This is a genomic window from Vibrio sp. S11_S32, from assembly GCF_014694465.1.
GTDB classification, from domain to species: Bacteria; Pseudomonadota; Gammaproteobacteria; order Enterobacterales; family Vibrionaceae; genus Vibrio; species Vibrio algicola.
The window spans coordinates 88390-108909 of record NZ_JAAUWS010000007.1; the positions used below are offsets into that span (position 1 = coordinate 88390).

Sequence of the window (20520 nt, forward strand, 5' to 3'; positions counted from 1 at the left end):
TAAAATAACGATAAATAAAAACCGTTGATGACTTTATTTTAGAGTCAAAAAAGCCACTGCGTGAGATAGCTCTCTGTTTCTATGTAACAAATAGCGACATTGGCTTAGTGGGCTTGATCCCAGTTGTCTCCATGATCAAATTCTGCAATTAATGGCACTTTCAACTCAACCGCCGACTCCATTAATTGTTGTATTTTTACTTCAATTGCCGCCAACGCCGTTTCTTTGACTTCAAACACCAATTCATCGTGTACTTGCATCAACAATTTCACCTCATCGTTGCCTTCCGCTTCAATCCACTGCGCTACTACTAACATCGCTTTTTTAATGATATCTGCAGCGGTGCCTTGCATTGGCGCATTGATCGCGGCGCGTTCTGCCGCTTTACGGCGCATGCCATTGCTCGATTTAATTTCAGGCAGATGTAAACGACGACCTAGAATAGTTTCAACATAGCCTTGCGCGGTGGCTTGTGAGCGAGTGTCTTCCATATATTGCATTACACCAGGGTAGCGCTCGAAATACACATCCATATATTGCTGCGCTTCGCCACGCGAGATCCCTAATTGTTTCGCCAGACCAAACGCGCTCATGCCATAAATCAAACCAAAGTTGACCGCTTTGGCTTGACGACGTTGTTCCGATGTTACTTGTTCGATAGTGACATTCATCACTTCTGCTGCGGTAGCCGAGTGAATATCTTTGCCTTGCGAGAAGGCTTCCAGCAAGGCTTTATCGCCAGAAAGGTGCGCCATAATACGCAATTCAATTTGCGAGTAATCGACCGCCAGAATTTTCCAACCATGTGGTGCAATGAAAGCTTGGCGAATACGACGTCCTTCTTCATTGCGGATCGGAATATTTTGTAAGTTAGGATCGGTCGAGGATAAACGTCCAGTGGCAGTCACCGCTTGATGATACGAGGTATGAACTCGACCAGTTTGCGGATTGATCATCTTCGGCAATTTATCGGTGTAAGTGGTTTTTAACTTAGCTAAGCTACGATGCTCTAGAATAAGTTTTGGCAATGGGTAATCTAACGCTAACTCTTGCAGCACTTCTTCATTGGTTGAAGGCGCGCCAGATGGGGTTTTCTTCACCACTGGTAGTCCCATTTTTTCAAATAAGATCGCTTGTAATTGTTTTGGTGAGCTTAAGTTAAACTCTTGCTCGGCCACGTCAAATGCCTTGGCTTGCAACTCATCTAAACGGGCAGCAATTTCTTGTGATTGAGCATTAAGTAGCATGTCGTCAATCATCACACCAGTGCGTTCGATTTTTGAGATCACCGGCACCAATGGCACTTCGATGTCTTTATAAATCGACAGCAGCTTTGGATCTTGCTGTAGCGCTGCCTGTAAACGGTTATGCAAACGCAAGGTTACATCCGCATCTTCTGCCGCGTATGGGCCACAATCTTCAATCGCTAGCTGATTAAAGGTTAATTGTTTTTTTCCTTTGCCCGCTAACGATTCAAATGAAATACAGCTATGTTGCAAGAAACGTAAGGCCAAGCTATCCATATCATGCTTGCCGCCCACGCTATTAAACACATAAGACGCCAACATGGTATCAAATTCGATGCCTTGCATTTCAATATCATAACGCGCCAAGACGCTCATATCGTATTTTAGATTCTGACCAACTTTGGCTTGTTTAGGATCTTCGAGGATCGGCTTAAGTTGCTCTAGCACCCAATCGCGATCAAGTTGTTGCGGAGCATCTAAATAATCATGCGCAACTGGCACATAAGCAGCCACGCCTTCTTCAGTGGCAAAAGATAAACCGACTAAGTTTGCCACCATGTAATCTAGGCTGTCCGTTTCAGTATCAAACGCAAACACCTCACAGGCTTTGAGTTTATCCAGCCATGACAGGAAGGTGTCTTTATCGAAAATAGTCTCATAAGCACTGCGGTCAATATTGGCAGCGCTCATATCAATTTCAAGAGCATCTGCGGTGGTGGCGGCCGTTTTCGTGCTCGCCGATGCGGTCGCTTTGACGCCATCAATAGCGGCAATTTTACCGTCGCCGCCTTCAAGTAATTCATTCAACCATGACTTAAACGTCATCTCGCCAAACAGTTGGATCAATTCATCTTTATTCGGTTCAGTTTTACATAAACTTTCTGGGGTGCAGTCTAGCTCAACATCCAGTTTGATTGTTGCCAGTTGATAAGACATATCGGCGTTTTCTTTATTGTCTTCCAACTTCTTGGCCATGGTTTTTGAGCCACGGAATCCCAACTCGGCAATTTTATCTAAGTTTTGATAGATAGTTTCAATGCTGCCTAAGCCTTGCAATAGCGCCACTGCGGTTTTATTTCCCACCCCAGGAACGCCTGGAATGTTATCGACTTTATCGCCCATTAACGCCAAATAATCGATGATAAGTTCAGGCGGAAGGCCAAATTTTTCAATCACGCCTTTGCGATCCATTACCACGTTAGTCATGGTATTAATTAAGGTCACGTTATCGTCCACCAGCTGCGCCATATCTTTATCACCGGTACTGATCAACACTGGCATTCCGGCTTTCGATGCTTGTGACGCTAACGTGCCAATCACATCATCGGCTTCAACCCCACCCACACAAATTAACGGCAATCCCATCGCGCGAATAATATTGTGCAGAGGCTCAATCTGATCGCGTAATTCATGTGGCATCGACGGACGGTTCGCTTTGTATTCAGAATACATTTCATCGCGGAAGGTTTTGCCCTTGGCATCAAATACCACCGCAAAACGATCAGAAGAAAATTGACGCATCATGCTACGCAACATATTCACCACGCCATACACGGCATTGGTTTGAATATTGCCGTTATTCATACTTTCAGGGTAAGCATGAAAGGCACGATAAAGATAAGAAGAACCATCGATTAAGATCAGGGAGTTGTCAGCAATTGTTGCCATAGGGTTTGATATCCAAGCAAGATGATAAACAAAGAATGAGGCATAGGATGCCACGTCTGACAACTGGGATCTATTATCTCACTCGCTTTATATTCTTTTCTGGCGGCTTAAGTGTCTTCGTTTACTCCCATCGCTGTCACCTTCCTGTGGATAACCTTGTTGTTAACTTTTTGTCGTTATGTTTTTCAATGTCAAGATCTTTACTTGATTTATTTTAAATCGCATTAAATACAATTGGTTAACTTAAGTAGGATCATGTATAAAAAAAACAAACCCTTTGGATCCTTTGTGGAAAACCTTTGATCGACAATAATTATGCTTGAAATTGTCCACTTAATGATGAGATTCATTCAGCGTTAAATTAAGCTTGAAGCTTGTTCAATTTGAATGCGCTGAAAACACGCGGCTTCATCCCTAGGTACTTGAAAAAAGCGCCAGACAAAAAAAAGGCCGACTTTGATAAGTCGGCCATGAGAACCAATACCTAAGTATTTTCTCAAAATACACTGGAAGCAATGTGAGCAATGTCGTGTCTAAAGATTAGTCGCTAGTCTCATTTGGGTGAGAGCTAAATACTTATTCCCTTTGACACGGTTAATAATAATCATTCTCACTTGAGAGTCAACAGTTAAATGCGAAATAATCTCATTTAGATAATCTATCATGCTTTAATTTGTTATATACCCAAGTAATACAATTCGATTTAATATTTGATCAATTTGCATACGCTGAAAAGACGCTGATCCGTCCTTGCTTGCTTGCTTGAGAAAAGACACAGGATTCATTTGGCTATATCGAAAAAAAACCAAGATCAAACGATCTTGGTTTCTATATAGAAGTAGAGGACTACTGCTCTGGCTTTAAGCGCTGGCTTCTAACTCTTGCTGACAAGTCACATTATTTACGCTAGTCAATTTCTTCATTAAGTAGTTCAGCAGCACGCCATACATAGGTACAAATAAGCCCAAACTGATCACTAATTTAACGCTGTAATCGACCAAAGCAATTTCGGTCCAATGTTGCGCCATAAAGGCATCGGTGCTCATATAAAAAGCAATCGAGAAGAAAGCCAAGGTATCGAGTGCATTACCAAATAAAGTCGAACAGGTTGGCGCTATCCACCATTGCTTCATTTGACGCAGACGGTTAAAAACGTGCACATCCATAATTTGGCCAAGCAAGTAAGCCATAAAGCTAGCGATCGCGATACGCGCGACAAATAAGTTAAATATTGCTAATTGAGCCACCCCTTGGAAACTGCCTTGGAAAAATAAAACCGACAATATATAAGAGATAATTAACGCCGGCAGCATCACCCAAAAGATAATTCTTCTTGCCATACCTGCGCCAAAAATACGCACAGTTAAATCAGTAGCTAAGAAAATAAACGGGAAGGTAAATGCGCCCCAAGTGGTATGTAAACCAAATAAGGTAAATGGGATCTGGACTAAGTAGTTACTCGATGCGATCACCACAAGGTGGAAGATCACTAACCAAAACAAGGCTTTATTATTGCCCTTGGCTGAGTTTTGTTGCGCTGTAAATTGTGCAGGCGAAAACGCCGCCTGTTGAGTAGGAGTTTTGTTCGTCATATTGTGACCTTTTTTTAATGTATGGGGGCGAGGGAACCCATAATTCAGTGTTGCCAATGTGGTTGATAATACCAATTCCATAGATTTAATAATCGATCAAATAGGAACTTGAATTGGTATTTCATCTTGAAAGTTGGGCGATTATACCGAAATCACTCTTAGCTGCAAGTGTCGGTTTTTTACGCAAACGTTTACAACGGGTAAAGTAAATCGTGCGATGCTTTAACCGATCCCAATCGCAAACAACTTAGTCAGGTACTGTAATTCTTCACAGCCCGCTTGTGGTGATAACGCTTCTATCCACATGGTTTCGGAATAATGCTCTGCGCGTAGAAACAACTGACAGCCTTCAAAATCGAGCAACCACGAGTGTAAATCTGCATCACTTTGCTTTTCAATAATGGTAGCAGAAAGCACCGATACCAATCTTTCTCCAATCGGTGGGTAAGAGTCAAAATCAAAGCTGGGATTGATCAGAATGATACGCCCTGCTTGTGCATCAAATTCTCGTAAACTAAATGTCGCCATGCTTATCCTTCCCCTACCGTAAGGTGCTCTTGAATCACATCCAAAAAGGCATCGGCGTATTTTTCTAATTTACGCTGACCCACCCCATTCACCGCTAACATCTCACCGTACGAGGTTGGCAAAATATCGGCCATATCCACCAGCGTGGCATCACTAAACACCACATAAGGCGGCAAACCATCTTGATCGGCAATGGTTTTACGCAACTTACGCAGCTTGGCAAACAGCTTTTTATCGTAATTTTTGGTCGCCAGCTTATCATTTTTAGCCGAACGCACTGCGGTATCTAAACGCGGCACCGCCAACTGAAGCGCCATATCACCGCGCAATAATGGTCGTGCTTCTTCGGTTAATTGTAAGGTGGAATTGCGGGTAATATTTTGACTTAACATGCCTTTATGGATCAGCTGGCGCATAATGCTGACCCAGTAATCATGACTGTGCTCTTTACCGATACCGTAAGTGCTGAGCTTATCGTGACCATTTTCGCGAACCCGAATATTTTGCATGCCGCGCAACACTTCCACCACATAGCCAACACCAAACCCTTGATTAACGCGATACACACACGACAGCGCTTTTCTGGCCGCTTCGGTGCCATCAAAGTGCTTAGGAGGATCGAGGCAAATATCGCAGTTACCGCAAGGCTTGTGGCTGTATTCACCAAAGTAGTTGAGCAGCACTTGACGACGACAAGTTTGCGCCTCGGCAAAAGCGCTCATGGCATTGAGTTTATGGCTTTCAACTTGCTTTTGTGAGCCGTCTTCTTTTTCATCTAACATCCGGCGCAACCAACCCATATCGGCGGGATCATAGAGCATCACTGCTTCAGCTGGCAGACCGTCACGACCTGCGCGACCGGTTTCTTGGTAGTAAGATTCAATATTACGCGGGATATCAAAGTGCATCACAAAACGTACGTTCGGTTTGTTGATCCCCATGCCAAATGCCACCGTTGCCACCACCACTTGAATATCATCTTTTTGAAACGCTTCTTGCACATACGCCCGTTCATCGTTATCCATACCGGCATGATAACCCGCGGCGCGAATATGGTTATTGCACAGTTTTTCGGTCACCATTTCGACTTTTTTGCGGCTACCACAATAAATGATGCCGCACTGACCTTTTTGAGTGGCAAGGTAACGGATCACTTGTGACACTGGTTTGTGTTTTTCAAGCAAGGTATAGCGAATATTGGGCCGATCAAAACTGCCTAAATATTCTAAAGGGTGGTTCAATTCCAAGCGTGAAATGATGTCTTTACGAGTGGCTTCATCGGCCGTTGCGGTGAGCGCCATGACCGGAACGTGGGGGAAACGTTGCTTGATCTGTCCAAGTAGCGCGTATTCTCGACGGAAATCATGTCCCCATTGAGAGATACAATGCGCTTCATCGACTGCAATCATACTCAGCGGTAAATGCTCCAAACGTTCGCTAAAATCACGGCTTAGGATGCGTTCTGGCGAGATATACACCATTTTCAGCTGACCGTTGTTCATGCGGTTATACACTTTGATCAGGGTTTCCCGATCCATTGAAGAGTTAATGCATTCTGCCGCCACACCATTGGCTTTCAATTGATCGACTTGGTCTTTCATTAACGAGATCAACGGTGAAATTACGATAGTTAATCCTGAGAATAATAACGCAGGCACTTGGTAACATAACGACTTACCGCCACCGGTTGGCATGATCACTAAGCTGTCTTGTCCGGCTAATACGCTGTCGATAACTTGTTGTTGTCCGATACGATAACTTTGATAACCAAACACATCACGCAAGATTTGAGCGGCATCGGGCGTGCTGGCTTGAACTGAGCTTTGTTGAGAAGACTCTGATGGGGAAGATTCAGCAGTAACAGACGCAGGCATATGATCTCAATACAAGTAAATAAAACACGCTAGACTCAGGATCTAACCAATCTTAATTGGCTAAATGGTCGGCTATTGTAGAGGGGTTTTGATCGGATTGAAACTTTATCATCAACTAACTTAACCTTGGCACTTAGGGGCTGTTGATCTTTCGTGATTAAATTTTGTTCGAGATAAAAGCCTTTAATCGAGGCAAGTCGATTGAAGCCTAGTTATTCTAAGTAAATGAGACTTAACGAAGAGTAAAAGGCTTTTAGCCGAACCCTTCGGGCTGCGTTTGTTGGTCTTTTCTACTTCGTCATCGGCTTTTCGTGTAGCCAGCTACACCACAAAGCCTCTTCCTTGTATAAAAACCCAACAATTCGCAGTAAAAACAACCACGAAAGATCAACAGCCCCTAATAAGCACCGATGATTTTCCTTACCGATAAAAATAAGTTTTTTCATTCGGCATTGCTTTTCATTAGGTTATTCGCTTAACCACTTTTATACTTCCTCTTTATATTAATAAAATGGTAAATAACTCCGTTATGGATGATCAACTAAAACGCACTCAACAAGGCGTACTATTTGCAGTACTGGCCTATATCATGTGGGGCATTGCTCCCATTTATTTTAAAGCGCTCGGCGATGTCTCCCCTTTTGAAATCCTTTGTCATCGTGTGATTTGGTCATTTATTTTTCTAGCGGTACTTTTGTACTTCACCAAAGGTTGGGGGTTAATCAAAACCACGCTTAAATCAAAAACTAAAGTCCTGTATTTGTTAGTTACTTCGGTCACGATTGGGCTGAATTGGCTTATATTCATTTGGGCGATCAGTGTTGATCACATGCTCGACGCGAGTCTCGGTTACTATATTAATCCTTTGTTTAACGTTTTATTGGGGATGATTTTCCTTAATGAACAGCTGCGTAAAATGCAGTGGTTTGCCGTCGCACTTGCCAGCATGGGCGTGTTAGTACAATTGATTGTGTTTGGTTCGGTACCGATCATTGCGATTGGGTTGGCAGTCACATTTGGTATTTATGGCTTATTGCGTAAAAAGGTCAACTTAGACGCATTTACCGGATTATTTATTGAAACCTTAGTGCTACTGCCGGTGGCATTGGCCTATTTGTTTATCTTTGCCGACACCGCCACCAGCCATCTTACCAACAATCATTGGCAGCTTAACGCCCTATTGATTTCTGCCGGTATCGTCACCACTTTACCTTTATTATGTTTTGCCAGTGCCGCAGTGCGATTACGCCTTGCCACATTAGGTTTTATTCAATATATCGGTCCGAGTTTGATGTTCTTGCTGGCTGTATTTGTGTATGGCGAAGCCTTTACTTCCGACAAAATCATTACCTTTGCCTTTATTTGGGCAGCTTTGATTTTATTCACTTGGGATGGCTTAAACAATAATGCCAATAATAAGAAGCAAGCGGCGGCACTAAAACAAACCGCGCCATTAGATGTTGAAGTCACCACAGAAACGTTAGTCCAAGACATCAATAGCGCTGACAAAAACGCCAACCAACAAGGAAAGTAGCATTCAATATGAATGAAGTGAGCATCTTAATCACCTTAGCTACGGTGCATTTTATTGCATTAATGAGCCCAGGCCCCGACTTTGCGCTTATCGTGCAAAACACCAGTCATCACGGGCGAAAAACCGGTCTCACTATTGCGGCAGGGCTATCGGCTGGCATTTTAGTCCACTCGATTTTAAGCATTACTGGTATCAGTTATTTGGTGCAACAACATCCGACCTTGTTTTCGGTAGTGCAAATTTTAGGTGGCAGTTACTTACTGTATTTAGGATTCGGGGCTCTCAAAGGCTTATATCAGGCGAAAAAACATCCCGCAGGTGCAAGTGCGAGCAACAAAGCCAGCCGAGTATTGAGCAACCAAAAACAAGCGTTTTCAAAAGGGTTTATGACCAATATTTTAAACCCGAAGGCGTTGGTGTTTTTTATTAGCTTAATGTCCTCTTTGGTTCCCGCTTCAATGTCGGTCGGGGGAAAAGCCTCCGCGGTGTTTATTTTGTGGTTTTTGGCTTTATTCTGGTTCTCATTATTGGCATGGCTACTTTCAACCAAACGCTTGCAACGTAAATTAGAAGCTTCTGCCCACTATATTGATGGCATTTGTGGGGTAGTTTTCACTTTAATTGGTTGCGCGATCCTGTGGCAAGCCATCTCTCATTTATAACAAAATGGCCATGATGCAGACTTTAGACTAGTAGCTTGTGCGAGATCTCTTACAAACAAGTAAGAACTTCATCATATATGTGCATCAAAAACACCACCCACCAAAGGTAAAGCATTGATACTTAAATGGATTTATATTTAACCCTATAATTCCATATCATTAATGTGAACTGACACCATTGTTCCGAGCTGATATATCCGTAATATTAACTCTGTCGGAAGGATGCTGACAGGAACAGGAAAGACCCAAGGATAGGTCATCTTCAGGATGAAGATTTGGATACTTAGGATTGAGTAACCAGCACGGAGCAAAATGGACATTGAATGGACGCAATCATTACTAGGATGGTAATGACTAAGGATAGACGATGGACACCTCAGGATTGAGGCAAGGATTAAACATCAGGATGATGTAAAGGACACCGCTCAAGGAACAAGTGATGCGCGCTAATTTAGGATAGATTAGCAGGCTAGGATAAGGCCAAGGACACCGCTAGGATGGCGATGAAAAGGAATACGCTGAAGGATACAGCACTGCTATCAAGGATTTGATGCATGGAGCACTACATAGTAGCCGGATTGCTGCGAGTAAGACTATAACCCCGAAGGGCTTCTGCCCCTCGGGGTTTTCTTGTTTTTAGCCACTGACAAACCTTAATTCCCAGCCTTGTTATGCTCTATACAGTTCCATCTCAATTAAGTGGTAATCGCCATTCCACCCAATAATTATACCCATTCGATAAATTTAATGATCGTTCAAAATTGAGTACAGAGAAAAGTGTTAAAGGAAACTCTGTCTTGGCTATCCATAGATCAAAAAAATCGAGACCCAAGCAGTCGCTCAAATCTCGATGTCATTATTGATAGGCACTCTAATTTAGAAACTCATGAGTGATCGCTTATTGTGCTTTTTTGTCTGCATGCGCTTCACGACGCTCTTTCATTTTCTGCCATTTTTGCATGCATTTTTCATGTTGCTCTGCTTGCAGTTTTGAGAAGTCTTGCTTTTGTGCAGTGGTTAATACGTTGAACATATCATGACGAGATTTCGCCATTTTCACTTGCTGATCAACTTGCTTAGTCGCCATCTCTTGCGCTAAAGATTTTACCGCTGCTTGATCAAAGTTATCTGCCATCACTAACTTCTGCATTTTTTGATGATCGATTTTGAAGTCTTGTTGATGCGCTTTAAAATCAGACTTCATTGCGGCGCGATCCGCTTGTCGCAAGTCTTTCATTTGTGTTTTTTGTGCGTCAGTTAAATCCAGTTGTTTCCAAATACCACGGTCCATATGGCATTGCTGACCAGGGTGTCCACCTTTTTTCCCTTGATGTCCATCCATGCCATGGTTATTTGCTAGAGCGGATACAGAACCCAATGCCAATGGCGCTGCAACCAATACGATGATGCTTTTTTTGATTAAAGATTTCATGTTAAACCTACCTTTGTCTATATGGGATGTTGAAATGAGCTTCTTTTCTATATCCTAAATAATTGAAGTTACAGTGAGGCGGCAAGTAAGCGAGGTCCCATGAGCTTAGCTAGCCTAAGTGATTGGGGTGAGTGCGCATCGCCAACAAAGCTGTAGCTTCAAGTAAGACGGATATATCTGTTGGATGTAATAATAGTGGCTACAACGTAAACAGGTGTATGCTTTGCGTAAAGGTATGTAAATCGATGTCAAAATAGTCGTTTTTGAATAAAAATCAGGGATAATTAAATCATCGGAGTTATCCCACTCTCTATTAAGGCTAGCGCTATGACCCACATTCTATTGGTTGATGATGATATTGAACTCATCGAACTCCTTAAAGATATTCTCACTTTAGAAGGTTTCACCGTTTCTCAAGCCCATAACGGCGAAGAAGGCTTAGCCAAACTCAGCGCGAATATTGATTTGATTCTTCTTGATATTATGATGCCCAAAATGAACGGTATGGAGATGCTGAAACAGTTACGTCAAAACTGGCATACTCCGGTGCTTATGCTTACCGCCAAAGGTGAGGAAGTGGATCGCGTGATCGGCTTAGAGCTCGGCGCGGACGATTATTTACCTAAACCGTTTAGTGATCGTGAACTACTTGCACGTATTCGCGCTATTTTACGTCGCACTCAAATCAATAAAACCGAGCCATCGGATATCACGCCGCATGGAATTGAAGTTTTCCCGGGTAAACAAGAGGCTTATTGTAAGGGACAACAATTGGATCTCACCACGACCGAGTTTTCATTGTTGCATTACTTCTTACAGCATATGGGTGAGTCGATCAGTAAAGAAACATTAAGCTTAGAGGTGCTGGGTAAGCGATTAAGCCCTTTTGATCGCGCCATTGATATGCATGTTTCTAATTTGCGTAAAAAACTGTCACTCAATCAAGAATCTGGTGAGAGTTATGATGACAAGCCACTGATCAAAACGCTACGTGGACGCGGATATTTGATGGTTGAGGACAAATAATGAAACTGCCTAAAATCTCGAGTTTATATGGGCGAATTTTTGCCATTTTTTGGCTGACTATGCTATTGGTGGTCATTGCCATCTTGACCGTATCAAACTTAGATCCTAGGCAACTGCATGATATTCCCGAGCAACCCTTAGCTCGCTTGCAACAACACGCTCAAAGTATTACGAAAAAATTTGAATCTGCACCATCATTGATGAAAGCAATACATGAGATCGATCATCAATATGACCGTGACAAACAAATTGATTTTTACTTTGCCAAAAGCAATGCCGACTGGGTACCTGCGATTCGAAGCGATAGAAAAAAAGCGTTAAATAACTTTATTACCTTGTCAGATATTGCCGGCAAACCTCAACAACGACTTTACAACCGATTAATGGTGGCAGGTCCTATTCCGGTGGTTATTGCTCACACCCCGCTTAAAATGTTTGTCACTATTCGTTGGCACCGCCCACCTCCGTTTTTATTGCAAATACTTGATCGTCCTGTGCAACTATTATTGGCAGTTATGCTCACCAGTACCCCTCTTTTATTGTGGCTGGCTTGGGCGTTAAGTCGCCCCGCAATGCGGCTTGAAAAAGCGGCGCAAAAAGTGGCGCTCGGTCAGCTTGAAGTGGATCCTAAGCTAGAGAAAGGTCCAACCGAATTTAAACAAGCCGGTGCCAGTTTTAACCAAATGGTGTTATCGATCAATAATATGATCCAAGGGCAGCAACGCTTATTATCTGACATATCTCATGAACTAAGATCGCCGTTAACTCGACTGCGGATGGCCAATGCTCTCGCCACTCGTAAGCAAGGTGAGAGCGCGGAATTAACCCGAATAGACACCGAAGCTGAGCGATTAGAGAGCATGATCAATGCGTTATTAGAGCTCTCTCGCAAGCAAGCGGATACTCATGAGGTGCGCCAACACTTGCTGGCCAATGAGTTATGGCAAGAAATGGTCAATGATGCCCAATTTGAAGCAGAACAAATGGGCAAAAAATTACACAGCAATAGCGTGCCAACTTGCTATTTAACCGGCACACCTTATCTACTGACTAGTGCGATAGAGAATGTGGTACGCAATGCGATTAAATACAGCCATCAGCAAATTTGGCTCAACTTCTCCTATCATCAAGATCATATCAGAATTGTAATTGAAGATGATGGCGAAGGGGTCGATGAATTGGAGCTGGAGGCCATTTTCCGTCCTTTCTATCGCGTATCGACCGCACGCGATCGGGATAGTGGTGGCGCGGGTTTAGGCTTGGCTATCACCAGTTCGGCGGTGCATCAACACAATGGCACCATTCAAGCAGCACATAGTCAGCGTGGCGGACTTGGGGTGACAATTACCCTACCAATTAATGCTTAGCGATATCCGTTTTATTGTCGCTGAAAACTGTATCTTGACGTTACTGGGTATATACTCGGCGGCATAGTTTTTCTCTTTCTAACATCACGAGTTGTTTTTATGTTTGATATTGCTTTATTTGAACCAGAAATTGCCCCTAATACTGGCAACATTATCCGTCTCAGCGCCAACTGCGGGGCAAACTTGCATTTAATTGAGCCATTAGGATTCGATTTAGAAGAGAAGAAAGTGCGTCGTGCTGGGCTGGATTATCATGATATCGCGCGCGTAAAACGCCACAAAGATTACGCCGCATTTCTTGAATATCTACAACAAGAGAAAGGCGACGATGTGCGTATTTTTGCCTGCACCACCAAAACCACTGGCCATCATGTTGATGCGCAGTTTAAAGCGGGTGATGTGTTGTTATTTGGCCCAGAGACTCGGGGCTTACCAGCGGAAATCATCGAAGGACTACCAATGGAGCAACGTATTCGCATTCCTATGATGGCCGAAAGTCGCAGTTTGAATTTATCCAATGCCGTCGCCATCATTGCGTTTGAAGCATGGCGACAAATGGATTTTGGTGGCGCGCAATAATATCGGCAAATGCCGGCTAATTTAGCACTAAAAAAAGACAAGAACTTCGGCTCTTGTCTTTTTTTGTTGGTCATCACTATTGCCGCTATTTAGCTGTCGTTCCTAAACCCATTGCAGAATTTAGGGACCGAGCAAGTTTTAAGTGGAATTACTTATCTAGCCGCTTATCTTGATCGGCTTTCTTTTCATATTCACCTTCAAACACATCGCCTTGTTGGTTTTGGTTGGTATCGCCAAACGGATTATGTGCATCACCGGATTGAAAGCCACCCGATTGGAAGCCGCCACTTTGAAAACCACCACCAAATGGACCGCTGGCAGGGTTCACTTTGACTCGCTTCATTAATTGCTTGGCTAACATCGCGCGTGGAGCCGGTAACAAGACCACCATACCTAAAAAGTCAGTCATAAAGCCCGGCGTTAATAACAACACACCTGCAACAGCTAACATCACGCCTTCGACGATTTGTTGTGCGGGCAGTTCACCTTGTTGCATCCGTGATTGCACCGACATTAAAGTTTGAATACCTTGGCTACGCACTAAAGACGCGCCCACAATGGCTGTGGTTAGCACAATCGCAATGGTCGGCCATAAACCTATCGCGCCACCGACTTGAATAAACAGCGTAATTTCAACAATAGGGACACATATAAATAACACTAATAAAACAGTAAACACAGGCACCTCCAATAATCGTAAGCTCAGTGTATGCTTTCATGATCAAGACAACAAATAATAACCACAACAAAACGTAACTTATCGTTTACAACCCTTACAATATAAGATTACCACCATCAAACGGCCGTTTTTAAACCTGCAAAAAATAAGTGTTCTCATTATGCTCAGATAAATAATTATAGGTGTTGAAAAGTTTGATCTAGGATCTATTTTTGTGCAATTAAAGGGGTATGATTGCAGCCAGAAAAAAACAGCCTATTGTTCTCATGAATGGATTCTAAGTAACACGGCAAATATTGTATTTATTAAGCTTATATGCTTGAGGTCCAAATTAATGACAAATCCAATTATTGACACTCCTGTTCAGCAATTTCGTATCGAAGAAGATCTTCTTGGCCAACGTGAAGTTCCAGCTGAAGCGTATTACGGCATTCACACTATTCGCGCAATCGAAAACTTCAATATCTCAAACAATACCATTTCTGATGTGCCTGAATTTGTTCGCGGCATGGTAATGACCAAAAAAGCGGCGACTCTAGCCAACAAAGAAATCGGCGTACTGCCTGCTGATATCAGTGATTTCATCATTCAAGCGTGTGACGTTATTCTGACTACTGGCAAATGCATGGATCAATTCCCATCAGACGTATTCCAAGGTGGTGCGGGCACTTCTGTTAACATGAACACTAACGAAGTCATTGCCAACCTTGCACTTGAGTTAATGGGCAAGCAAAAAGGTGAATACCAATTCATCAACCCAAATGACCATGTAAACAAGAGCCAATCCACTAACTGTGCTTATCCTACCGGTTTCCGCGTATCGGTTTACAGTAGCATCTTAAAAACCATTGAAGCAGTCGCTTACCTAAAAGAAGCCTTTGATCTTAAAAGCACTGAATTTGACGGCATCTTGAAAATGGGTCGCACCCAATTACAAGACGCAGTACCAATGACAGTTGGTCAAGAATTCCACGCTTGGTCTGTGACTCTAAATGAAGAAATTCGTAACTTAGATTACATTTCTAAATTATTGTTAGAAGTAAACTTAGGCGCAACCGCTATCGGTACCGGCCTTAACGCCGCGCCTGAATACCAAGCATTAGCAGTTAAACATTTAACGGAAGTAACGGGTTTTGAATGTGTTGCAGCGGAAGACTTGATCGAAGCAACCTCTGACTGTGGCGCTTATGTCATGGCTCACGGCGCACTAAAACGCCTAGCGATTAAACTGTCTAAAATCTGTAACGATTTACGTCTACTTTCTTCTGGTCCTCGTACTGGCTTAAATGAAATCAATTTGCCAGAACTGCAAGCCGGTTCTTCTATCATGCCAGCAAAAGTGAACCCAGTGATCCCAGAAGTGGTTAACCAAGTGTGCTTTAAGGTTCTTGGTAATGACACCGCACTGTCTTTTGCAGCCGAAGGCGGTCAATTACAGTTGAACGTGATGGAACCTGTGATCGCACAATGCATGTTTGAATCATTAGAAATACTGAAAAATGCCTGTGTAAACCTACGCGACAAATGTGTTGATGGCATCACCGTCAATAAAGAGGTTTGTGAAGCGTACGTATTTAATTCTATCGGTATCGTGACTTACTTAAACCCATACATTGGCCACCACGAAGGCGACATCGTCGGTAAGATTTGTGCTGAAACCGGTAAGAGCGTGCGTGAAATTGTACTCGACCGTGGTTTACTGACTGAAGATCAACTCGATGAGATCTTCTCGCCAGAAAACCTAATGCACCCACAATATAAGGCAAAACGTTATAACTAATATTTGCCTGTATTGATTAAGCATTAATTCAATGGAGGCAATAACTTGCCTCCATTGTCATATCTAATGCAAGATAAATTAGAAACCGTATTCTATAAAAGGAACACTGTTATGTTGATACAACTGTTTATTGTTCTGTTATTTATTTACCTCGGAGCCAGAATTGGTGGCATAGGTATTGGTTTTTCTGGTGGGGCAGGTGTTATTGCTCTTACTATGTTTTTTGGGGTGGATGCTGGTAGTATCCCGATCGATGTTATCTTAATTATTGCTTCCGTTATTACTGCTATCGCGGCAATGCAAGTCGCGGGTGGGATGGATTGGTTGGTTAAATTAGCCGAACAATTTCTACGTAAAAACCCCAAACGTATTACTTTTTACGCGCCTATTGTGACTTATTTTATGACGTTACTGGCTGGCACTGGTCATACAGCTTTTTCTACCTTGCCGGTTATTGCTGAAGTAGCAAAAGAGCAAGGTGTTCGACCTTCTCGTCCATTATCGATTGCCGTTATTGCTTCACAAATTGCAATTACTGCTTCTCCTATCTCTGCTGCTGTGGTCTTTTTTGCTGGTATTTTGGAGCCATTAGGTGTGAGTTATCTACATCTACTCGCCGTTTGTATTCCAACCACATTCCTTGCTTGTATGGTGGGGGCATTTGTTGCCAACTTTATGGGGTGTGAACTAAAAGATGACCCTATTTATCAAGACCGCATGGCGAAAGGTCTGATTAAAATAAAAGAAGTTAAATCGACCGTGACTACCGCGGCAGCTAAACGCTCTGTCTATATTTTTGCTGCAGCAATTGTGTTTGTTGTCATTTATGCAACCTTGATCAGTGGATCAGTAGGGATAATTGAGCATCCTCATATTGGTCGTAACGAAGCCATCATGGCTATCATGCTGACCGCAGCAGCGGCAATTGTCACGCTATGTAAAATTGATGCTGCTGAGATTTCATTAGCTGCCACCTTCCGCTCAGGAATGAGTGCATGTATCTGTGTTCTTGGTGTGGCTTGGCTAGGAGATACCTTTGTGTCTGCTCACATCGTAGAAATTAAGCACTTTGCAGGTGACTTACTACAACAATATCCATGGATGCTAGCAATCACGCTATTTTTTGCCTCTATGCTGCTTTATTCACAAGGGGCAACAACAACAGCATTAATGCCTGCAGCGCTCGCAATTGGTGTCGCACCTCTTACCGCTGTCGCATCATTTGCAGCAGTAAGTGCATTATTTGTACTGCCAACTTACCCAACATTATTGGCGGCAGTCGAAATGGATGACACTGGTTCAACACGAATTGGTAAGTGGGTATTTAACCACCCATTTATAATCCCTGGTGTTGTCACTATTGCGTCATCGGTAGCGCTTGGTTTCCTATTTGGTGGCATGATTCTTTAGAATTACCACTCGATTAAATACCGCTACCACTTAAAAAAAGGAAGGAGCCACTCGCTCTTTCCTTTTTTATTGCCTACACATCTACAGAACTAATTCCAATTCAACTTAATACCTGATCAAGTTGAATACTCCGAAAAGACGCTGTCCCGTTCTGGTCGCTTGAGAAAAGGCCGTCCATGGCCTTTTACACTTTTCTCTGCATCCAATTTTTATAGCTCATAAAATCACTGGAATTGGTATAAATATCAACTCACAAACGGCTTAGCTAATCCAAAGGCAATTGAGAACATGATCAGCGCAATAATCGAATCCAACACTTGCCACGTTTTCGGTTTCGCAAAAATAGGGATTAATTTTTTCGCCACATACGCTAAGCCATAAAACCAAATAGCAGAAGCGGTTAACGCCCCAATCAAGAACCACTTTTTTTCTTCAAAGCTCAATGACGAAGTAATGCCGCCCAGCACCACGATAGTATCCAAATACACATGTGGATTTAAAAACGTCATCGCGAGTGTCATTAATGCCACTGCCACCCAATTACGGTTGACCTCACCATTATCAATATCGAGATGACTTTGCCCACGCCACGCCGATTTGGCTGATATAAAACCATACCAACAAAGGAAACCAATTCCGAATAGGGTTAATCCTTTGGTGAGAAGCGGGGATTGCTCCATTAACGCCCCAACCCCTAATACACCGGTGCTAATCAGTAATATATCGCCTAAAAAACAAATACTCGCCACCAGCATCACATAGTTATTTTTTAAACCCGACTTCAATAAAAAAGCATTTTGGCTGCCAATCGCGACAATTAAACTGCCGGAGACAAACGCTCCTTTTAAGGCTACTGCTAACATTTTTCTGTCCTTAGATGTCACCCATGAATTTCCATTTTATTTGCAGAGTATAAATGAGATGAAATTTTTAGGTAAAAAAAAGCCCCGAGCTTTCACCCGAGGCTTACGACTTCGTTTATTTTAACCTTTTACCAATGAAAACTAACGTTTAGCCTTCAATACCAGCATGACGCAATAGCGCATCAATCTTAGGCTCACGGCCACGGAAGCGTTTGAATAGTTCCATTGGCTCCTCACTGCCACCCATTTCTAGGATGTTATTTAAAAAACTTTGACCGGTTTGTTGATTGAAAATTCCTTCTTCTTCAAAACGAGAGAATGCATCACTTGAAAGCACTTCTGCCCATAAGTAGCTGTAGTAACCCGCACTATAACCACCTGCAAAAATATGGCTGAAAGCATGAGAGAATCGGTTCCACTCAAGGCTTGGCAGAACCGCCACTTTGGCTTTGACTTCCGCCAAAGTTTCCAGCACTTTTGCGCCCACTTCTGGATCGTATTGTGAATGCAGCGTGAAGTCGAATAGGCCGAACTCTAACTGGCGCAAAATAAACATCGCCGATTGGAAGTTCTTGGCCGCTAGCATTTTATCTAGCATCGCTTTTGGCAATGGTTCGCCAGTTTGATAATGACCTGAAATAAAGGCCAATGCTTGCTCTTCCCAACACCAATTTTCTAAGAACTGACTTGGCAATTCAACCGCATCCCAAGGCACGCCATTAATGCCCGACACATCGGCCACTTCCACTTGAGTTAACATGTGGTGGATACCATGACCGAATTCGTGGAATAACGTCACCACTTCATCGTGGGTAAACAAAGCGGGCTTATCACCGATTGGCTTATTGAAGTTACAGGTTAAATACGCCACCGGAGACTGAATGTTTCCTTGTTTATCACTTAGGCTACGACGCACCCTGCAATCGTCCATCCAAGCGCCGCCACGTTTATGTTCACGCGCATATAAATCTAAGTAAAAACTGCCACGCAATTGACCTTGGCTGTCTTTAATTTCAAAAAATCGTACTGATTCGTGCCAAATTTCAATGTCTTGTTTTTCGCTGACTGTCATGCCGAACACGCGGCTTAATACTTCAAATAAACCCGACACCACTTTTGACTCAGGGAAGTAAGGACGTAATTCTTCATCTGAGATTTGGAACAATTTTTGTTTTTGTTTTTCGCTGTAGTAACCAATATCCCACAGGTTTAATTCGCTGACGCCACATTCTTGCTCAGCAAATTGACGCAATTGCTCAACTTCTTTCTCGCCTTGTGGTTTTGCTTTTAATGCTAAATCATTTAAGAAACCCATCACTTGAGCTGGGTTTTCGGCCATTTTAGTCGACAGTGATTTTTCTGCGTAAGAAGCAAAGCCCAATAAACGAGCCACTTCATGGCGCAGTTTTAGCTCTTCTGCCATGATCTCGGTGTTATCCCATTTGCCAGCATTGGGACCACGATCCGAAGCGCGAGTCACAAATGCTTCATACATTTCTTGGCGCAGTGCTTGGTTGTCACAATAAGTCATCACTGGAATGTACGATGGCATTTCAAGTGTCAGCAACCAACCGTCAAGTTCTTTCGCTTCCGCATTGGCTTTGGCGGCCGCCATGGCCGATTCTGGCATACCAACTAAATCGGCTTCTTCGGTAATGTGCTTAGACCAACCCATAGTGGCATCAAGGACATTATTTGAAAACGTTGAACCTAATTCAGACAAACGCTTACTGATCTCACCATAACGTTTTTGTTCATCGGCAGGGAGTGCAATACCCGATAATTCAAAGTCACGCAATGCATCGGTGATCGCTTTTTGCTGCGCGGTATTTAAGCGCGCAAACTCTTGGCCGGTTTTAATCGCTTTATAAGCATCGTACAAGCCTTTGTGTTGACCAACCCAAGTACCGTATTCTGACAATAACGGCAAACAAGCTTCATACACTTCACGCAATTCAGGGCTATTTTTAACCGAATTAAGATGCCCAATTGGCGACCAAATTCGACTTAAGCGATCATCGGTTTCAGTTAATGGCTGGCAGATAGAATCCCAAGTTGGCGCATCACCCGTCGCTAATACCGCTTCCACTTGAGCTCGACAATCGGCAATCGCTTGCTCAACAGCGGGTAAAACATGATGGGGTTGAATATGAGAAAATGGCGGCAAACCATCAGCCGATTGGGTAAAAGTAAGTAACGGATTTGACATGAAGGCTTCCTTAATCGTGAATTGAGATCACAGCTTTTTTATCGCTTTATACTGATTAAATGTAGCCGAT

15 protein-coding genes are annotated in these 20520 nt (G+C 43.0%); 7 read left to right on the forward strand and 8 right to left on the reverse strand.

Features of this window, described 5'->3' with window-relative positions:
* Positions 1 to 104 precede the first annotated feature (104 nt).
* From polA to recQ, 4 genes are all read right to left on the reverse strand, one after another.
* Complete coding sequence (gene polA / locus HC723_RS06140) at positions 105 to 2915, reverse strand: DNA polymerase I (protein ID WP_190338528.1); 2811 nt, start codon at positions 2913 to 2915, stop codon at positions 105 to 107.
* Between the two features lie 860 nt (positions 2916 to 3775).
* Positions 3776 to 4507: a 7-cyano-7-deazaguanine/7-aminomethyl-7-deazaguanine transporter gene (locus tag HC723_RS06145; RefSeq protein ID WP_190338529.1), complete on the reverse strand. Its 732-nt coding sequence runs from the start codon at positions 4505 to 4507 to the stop codon at positions 3776 to 3778.
* Positions 4508 to 4729: 222 nt separating this feature from the next.
* Positions 4730 to 5035 carry a DUF3630 family protein gene (locus tag HC723_RS06150; protein WP_153448001.1) on the reverse strand — a complete coding sequence of 102 codons (306 nt, stop codon included), beginning with the start codon at positions 5033 to 5035 and terminating at the stop codon, positions 4730 to 4732.
* Positions 5036 to 5037: 2 nt separating this feature from the next.
* Positions 5038 to 6909 carry an ATP-dependent DNA helicase RecQ gene (gene recQ, locus HC723_RS06155; protein ID WP_153448002.1) on the reverse strand — a complete coding sequence of 624 codons (1872 nt, stop codon included), beginning with the start codon at positions 6907 to 6909 and terminating at the stop codon, positions 5038 to 5040.
* A 529-nt stretch (positions 6910 to 7438) separates the two neighbouring features.
* Between recQ and rarD the strand changes: the two genes are divergently transcribed.
* Positions 7439 to 8443: an EamA family transporter RarD gene (gene rarD / locus HC723_RS06160; protein WP_190338530.1), complete on the forward strand. Its 1005-nt coding sequence runs from the start codon at positions 7439 to 7441 to the stop codon at positions 8441 to 8443.
* An 8-nt stretch (positions 8444 to 8451) separates the two neighbouring features.
* Positions 8452 to 9105, forward strand: coding sequence for a LysE family translocator (locus HC723_RS06165; protein ID WP_190338531.1), 654 nt, complete (start codon positions 8452 to 8454; stop codon positions 9103 to 9105).
* Between the two features lie 898 nt (positions 9106 to 10003).
* Here the strand turns inward: HC723_RS06165 and HC723_RS06170 are convergent.
* On the reverse strand, positions 10004 to 10537 hold the full coding sequence (locus HC723_RS06170; protein ID WP_153448005.1) for a CpxP family protein: 534 nt from the start codon (positions 10535 to 10537) through the stop codon (positions 10004 to 10006).
* A gap of 327 nt (positions 10538 to 10864) precedes the next feature.
* Between HC723_RS06170 and HC723_RS06175 the strand changes: the two genes are divergently transcribed.
* From HC723_RS06175 to HC723_RS06185, 3 genes are all read left to right on the forward strand, one after another.
* Positions 10865 to 11563, forward strand: coding sequence for a response regulator (locus HC723_RS06175; protein WP_153448006.1), 699 nt, complete (start codon positions 10865 to 10867; stop codon positions 11561 to 11563).
* On the forward strand, positions 11563 to 12930 hold the full coding sequence (cpxA, locus tag HC723_RS06180; RefSeq protein ID WP_153448007.1) for an envelope stress sensor histidine kinase CpxA: 1368 nt from the start codon (positions 11563 to 11565) through the stop codon (positions 12928 to 12930). Before HC723_RS06175 ends, cpxA begins: the two co-directional genes overlap by 1 nt.
* A 99-nt stretch (positions 12931 to 13029) precedes the next feature.
* The gene (locus tag HC723_RS06185; protein WP_153448008.1) at positions 13030 to 13509 is read left to right on the forward strand and encodes a tRNA (cytidine(34)-2'-O)-methyltransferase; all 480 of its coding nucleotides are present in this window, start codon (positions 13030 to 13032) and stop codon (positions 13507 to 13509) included.
* Between the two features lie 148 nt (positions 13510 to 13657).
* Here HC723_RS06185 and HC723_RS06190 read toward each other — a convergent pair whose 3' ends face one another.
* On the reverse strand, positions 13658 to 14188 hold the full coding sequence (locus tag HC723_RS06190; RefSeq protein ID WP_153448009.1) for an FxsA family protein: 531 nt from the start codon (positions 14186 to 14188) through the stop codon (positions 13658 to 13660).
* 334 nt (positions 14189 to 14522) lie between these two features.
* Here HC723_RS06190 and aspA point away from each other — a divergent pair, with 334 nt between their 5' ends.
* On the forward strand, positions 14523 to 15968 hold the full coding sequence (gene aspA / locus HC723_RS06195; RefSeq protein WP_153448010.1) for an aspartate ammonia-lyase: 1446 nt from the start codon (positions 14523 to 14525) through the stop codon (positions 15966 to 15968).
* 111 nt (positions 15969 to 16079) lie between these two features.
* Positions 16080 to 17378, forward strand: a complete 1299-nt coding sequence (locus tag HC723_RS06200; protein ID WP_153448011.1) for an anaerobic C4-dicarboxylate transporter — start codon at positions 16080 to 16082, stop codon at positions 17376 to 17378.
* A gap of 245 nt (positions 17379 to 17623) precedes the next feature.
* On the opposite strand, the gene HC723_RS06205 is transcribed toward HC723_RS06200, so the two are convergent.
* Both HC723_RS06205 and prlC read right to left on the reverse strand, forming a co-directional pair.
* Positions 17624 to 18241 (reverse strand): LysE/ArgO family amino acid transporter, encoded by a 618-nt coding sequence (locus HC723_RS06205; protein ID WP_153448012.1) that lies wholly within the window; start codon positions 18239 to 18241, stop codon positions 17624 to 17626.
* Positions 18242 to 18389: 148 nt separating this feature from the next.
* Positions 18390 to 20450: an oligopeptidase A gene (gene prlC / locus HC723_RS06210; protein ID WP_190338532.1), complete on the reverse strand. Its 2061-nt coding sequence runs from the start codon at positions 20448 to 20450 to the stop codon at positions 18390 to 18392.
* Between the last annotated feature and the right edge of the window lie 70 nt (positions 20451 to 20520).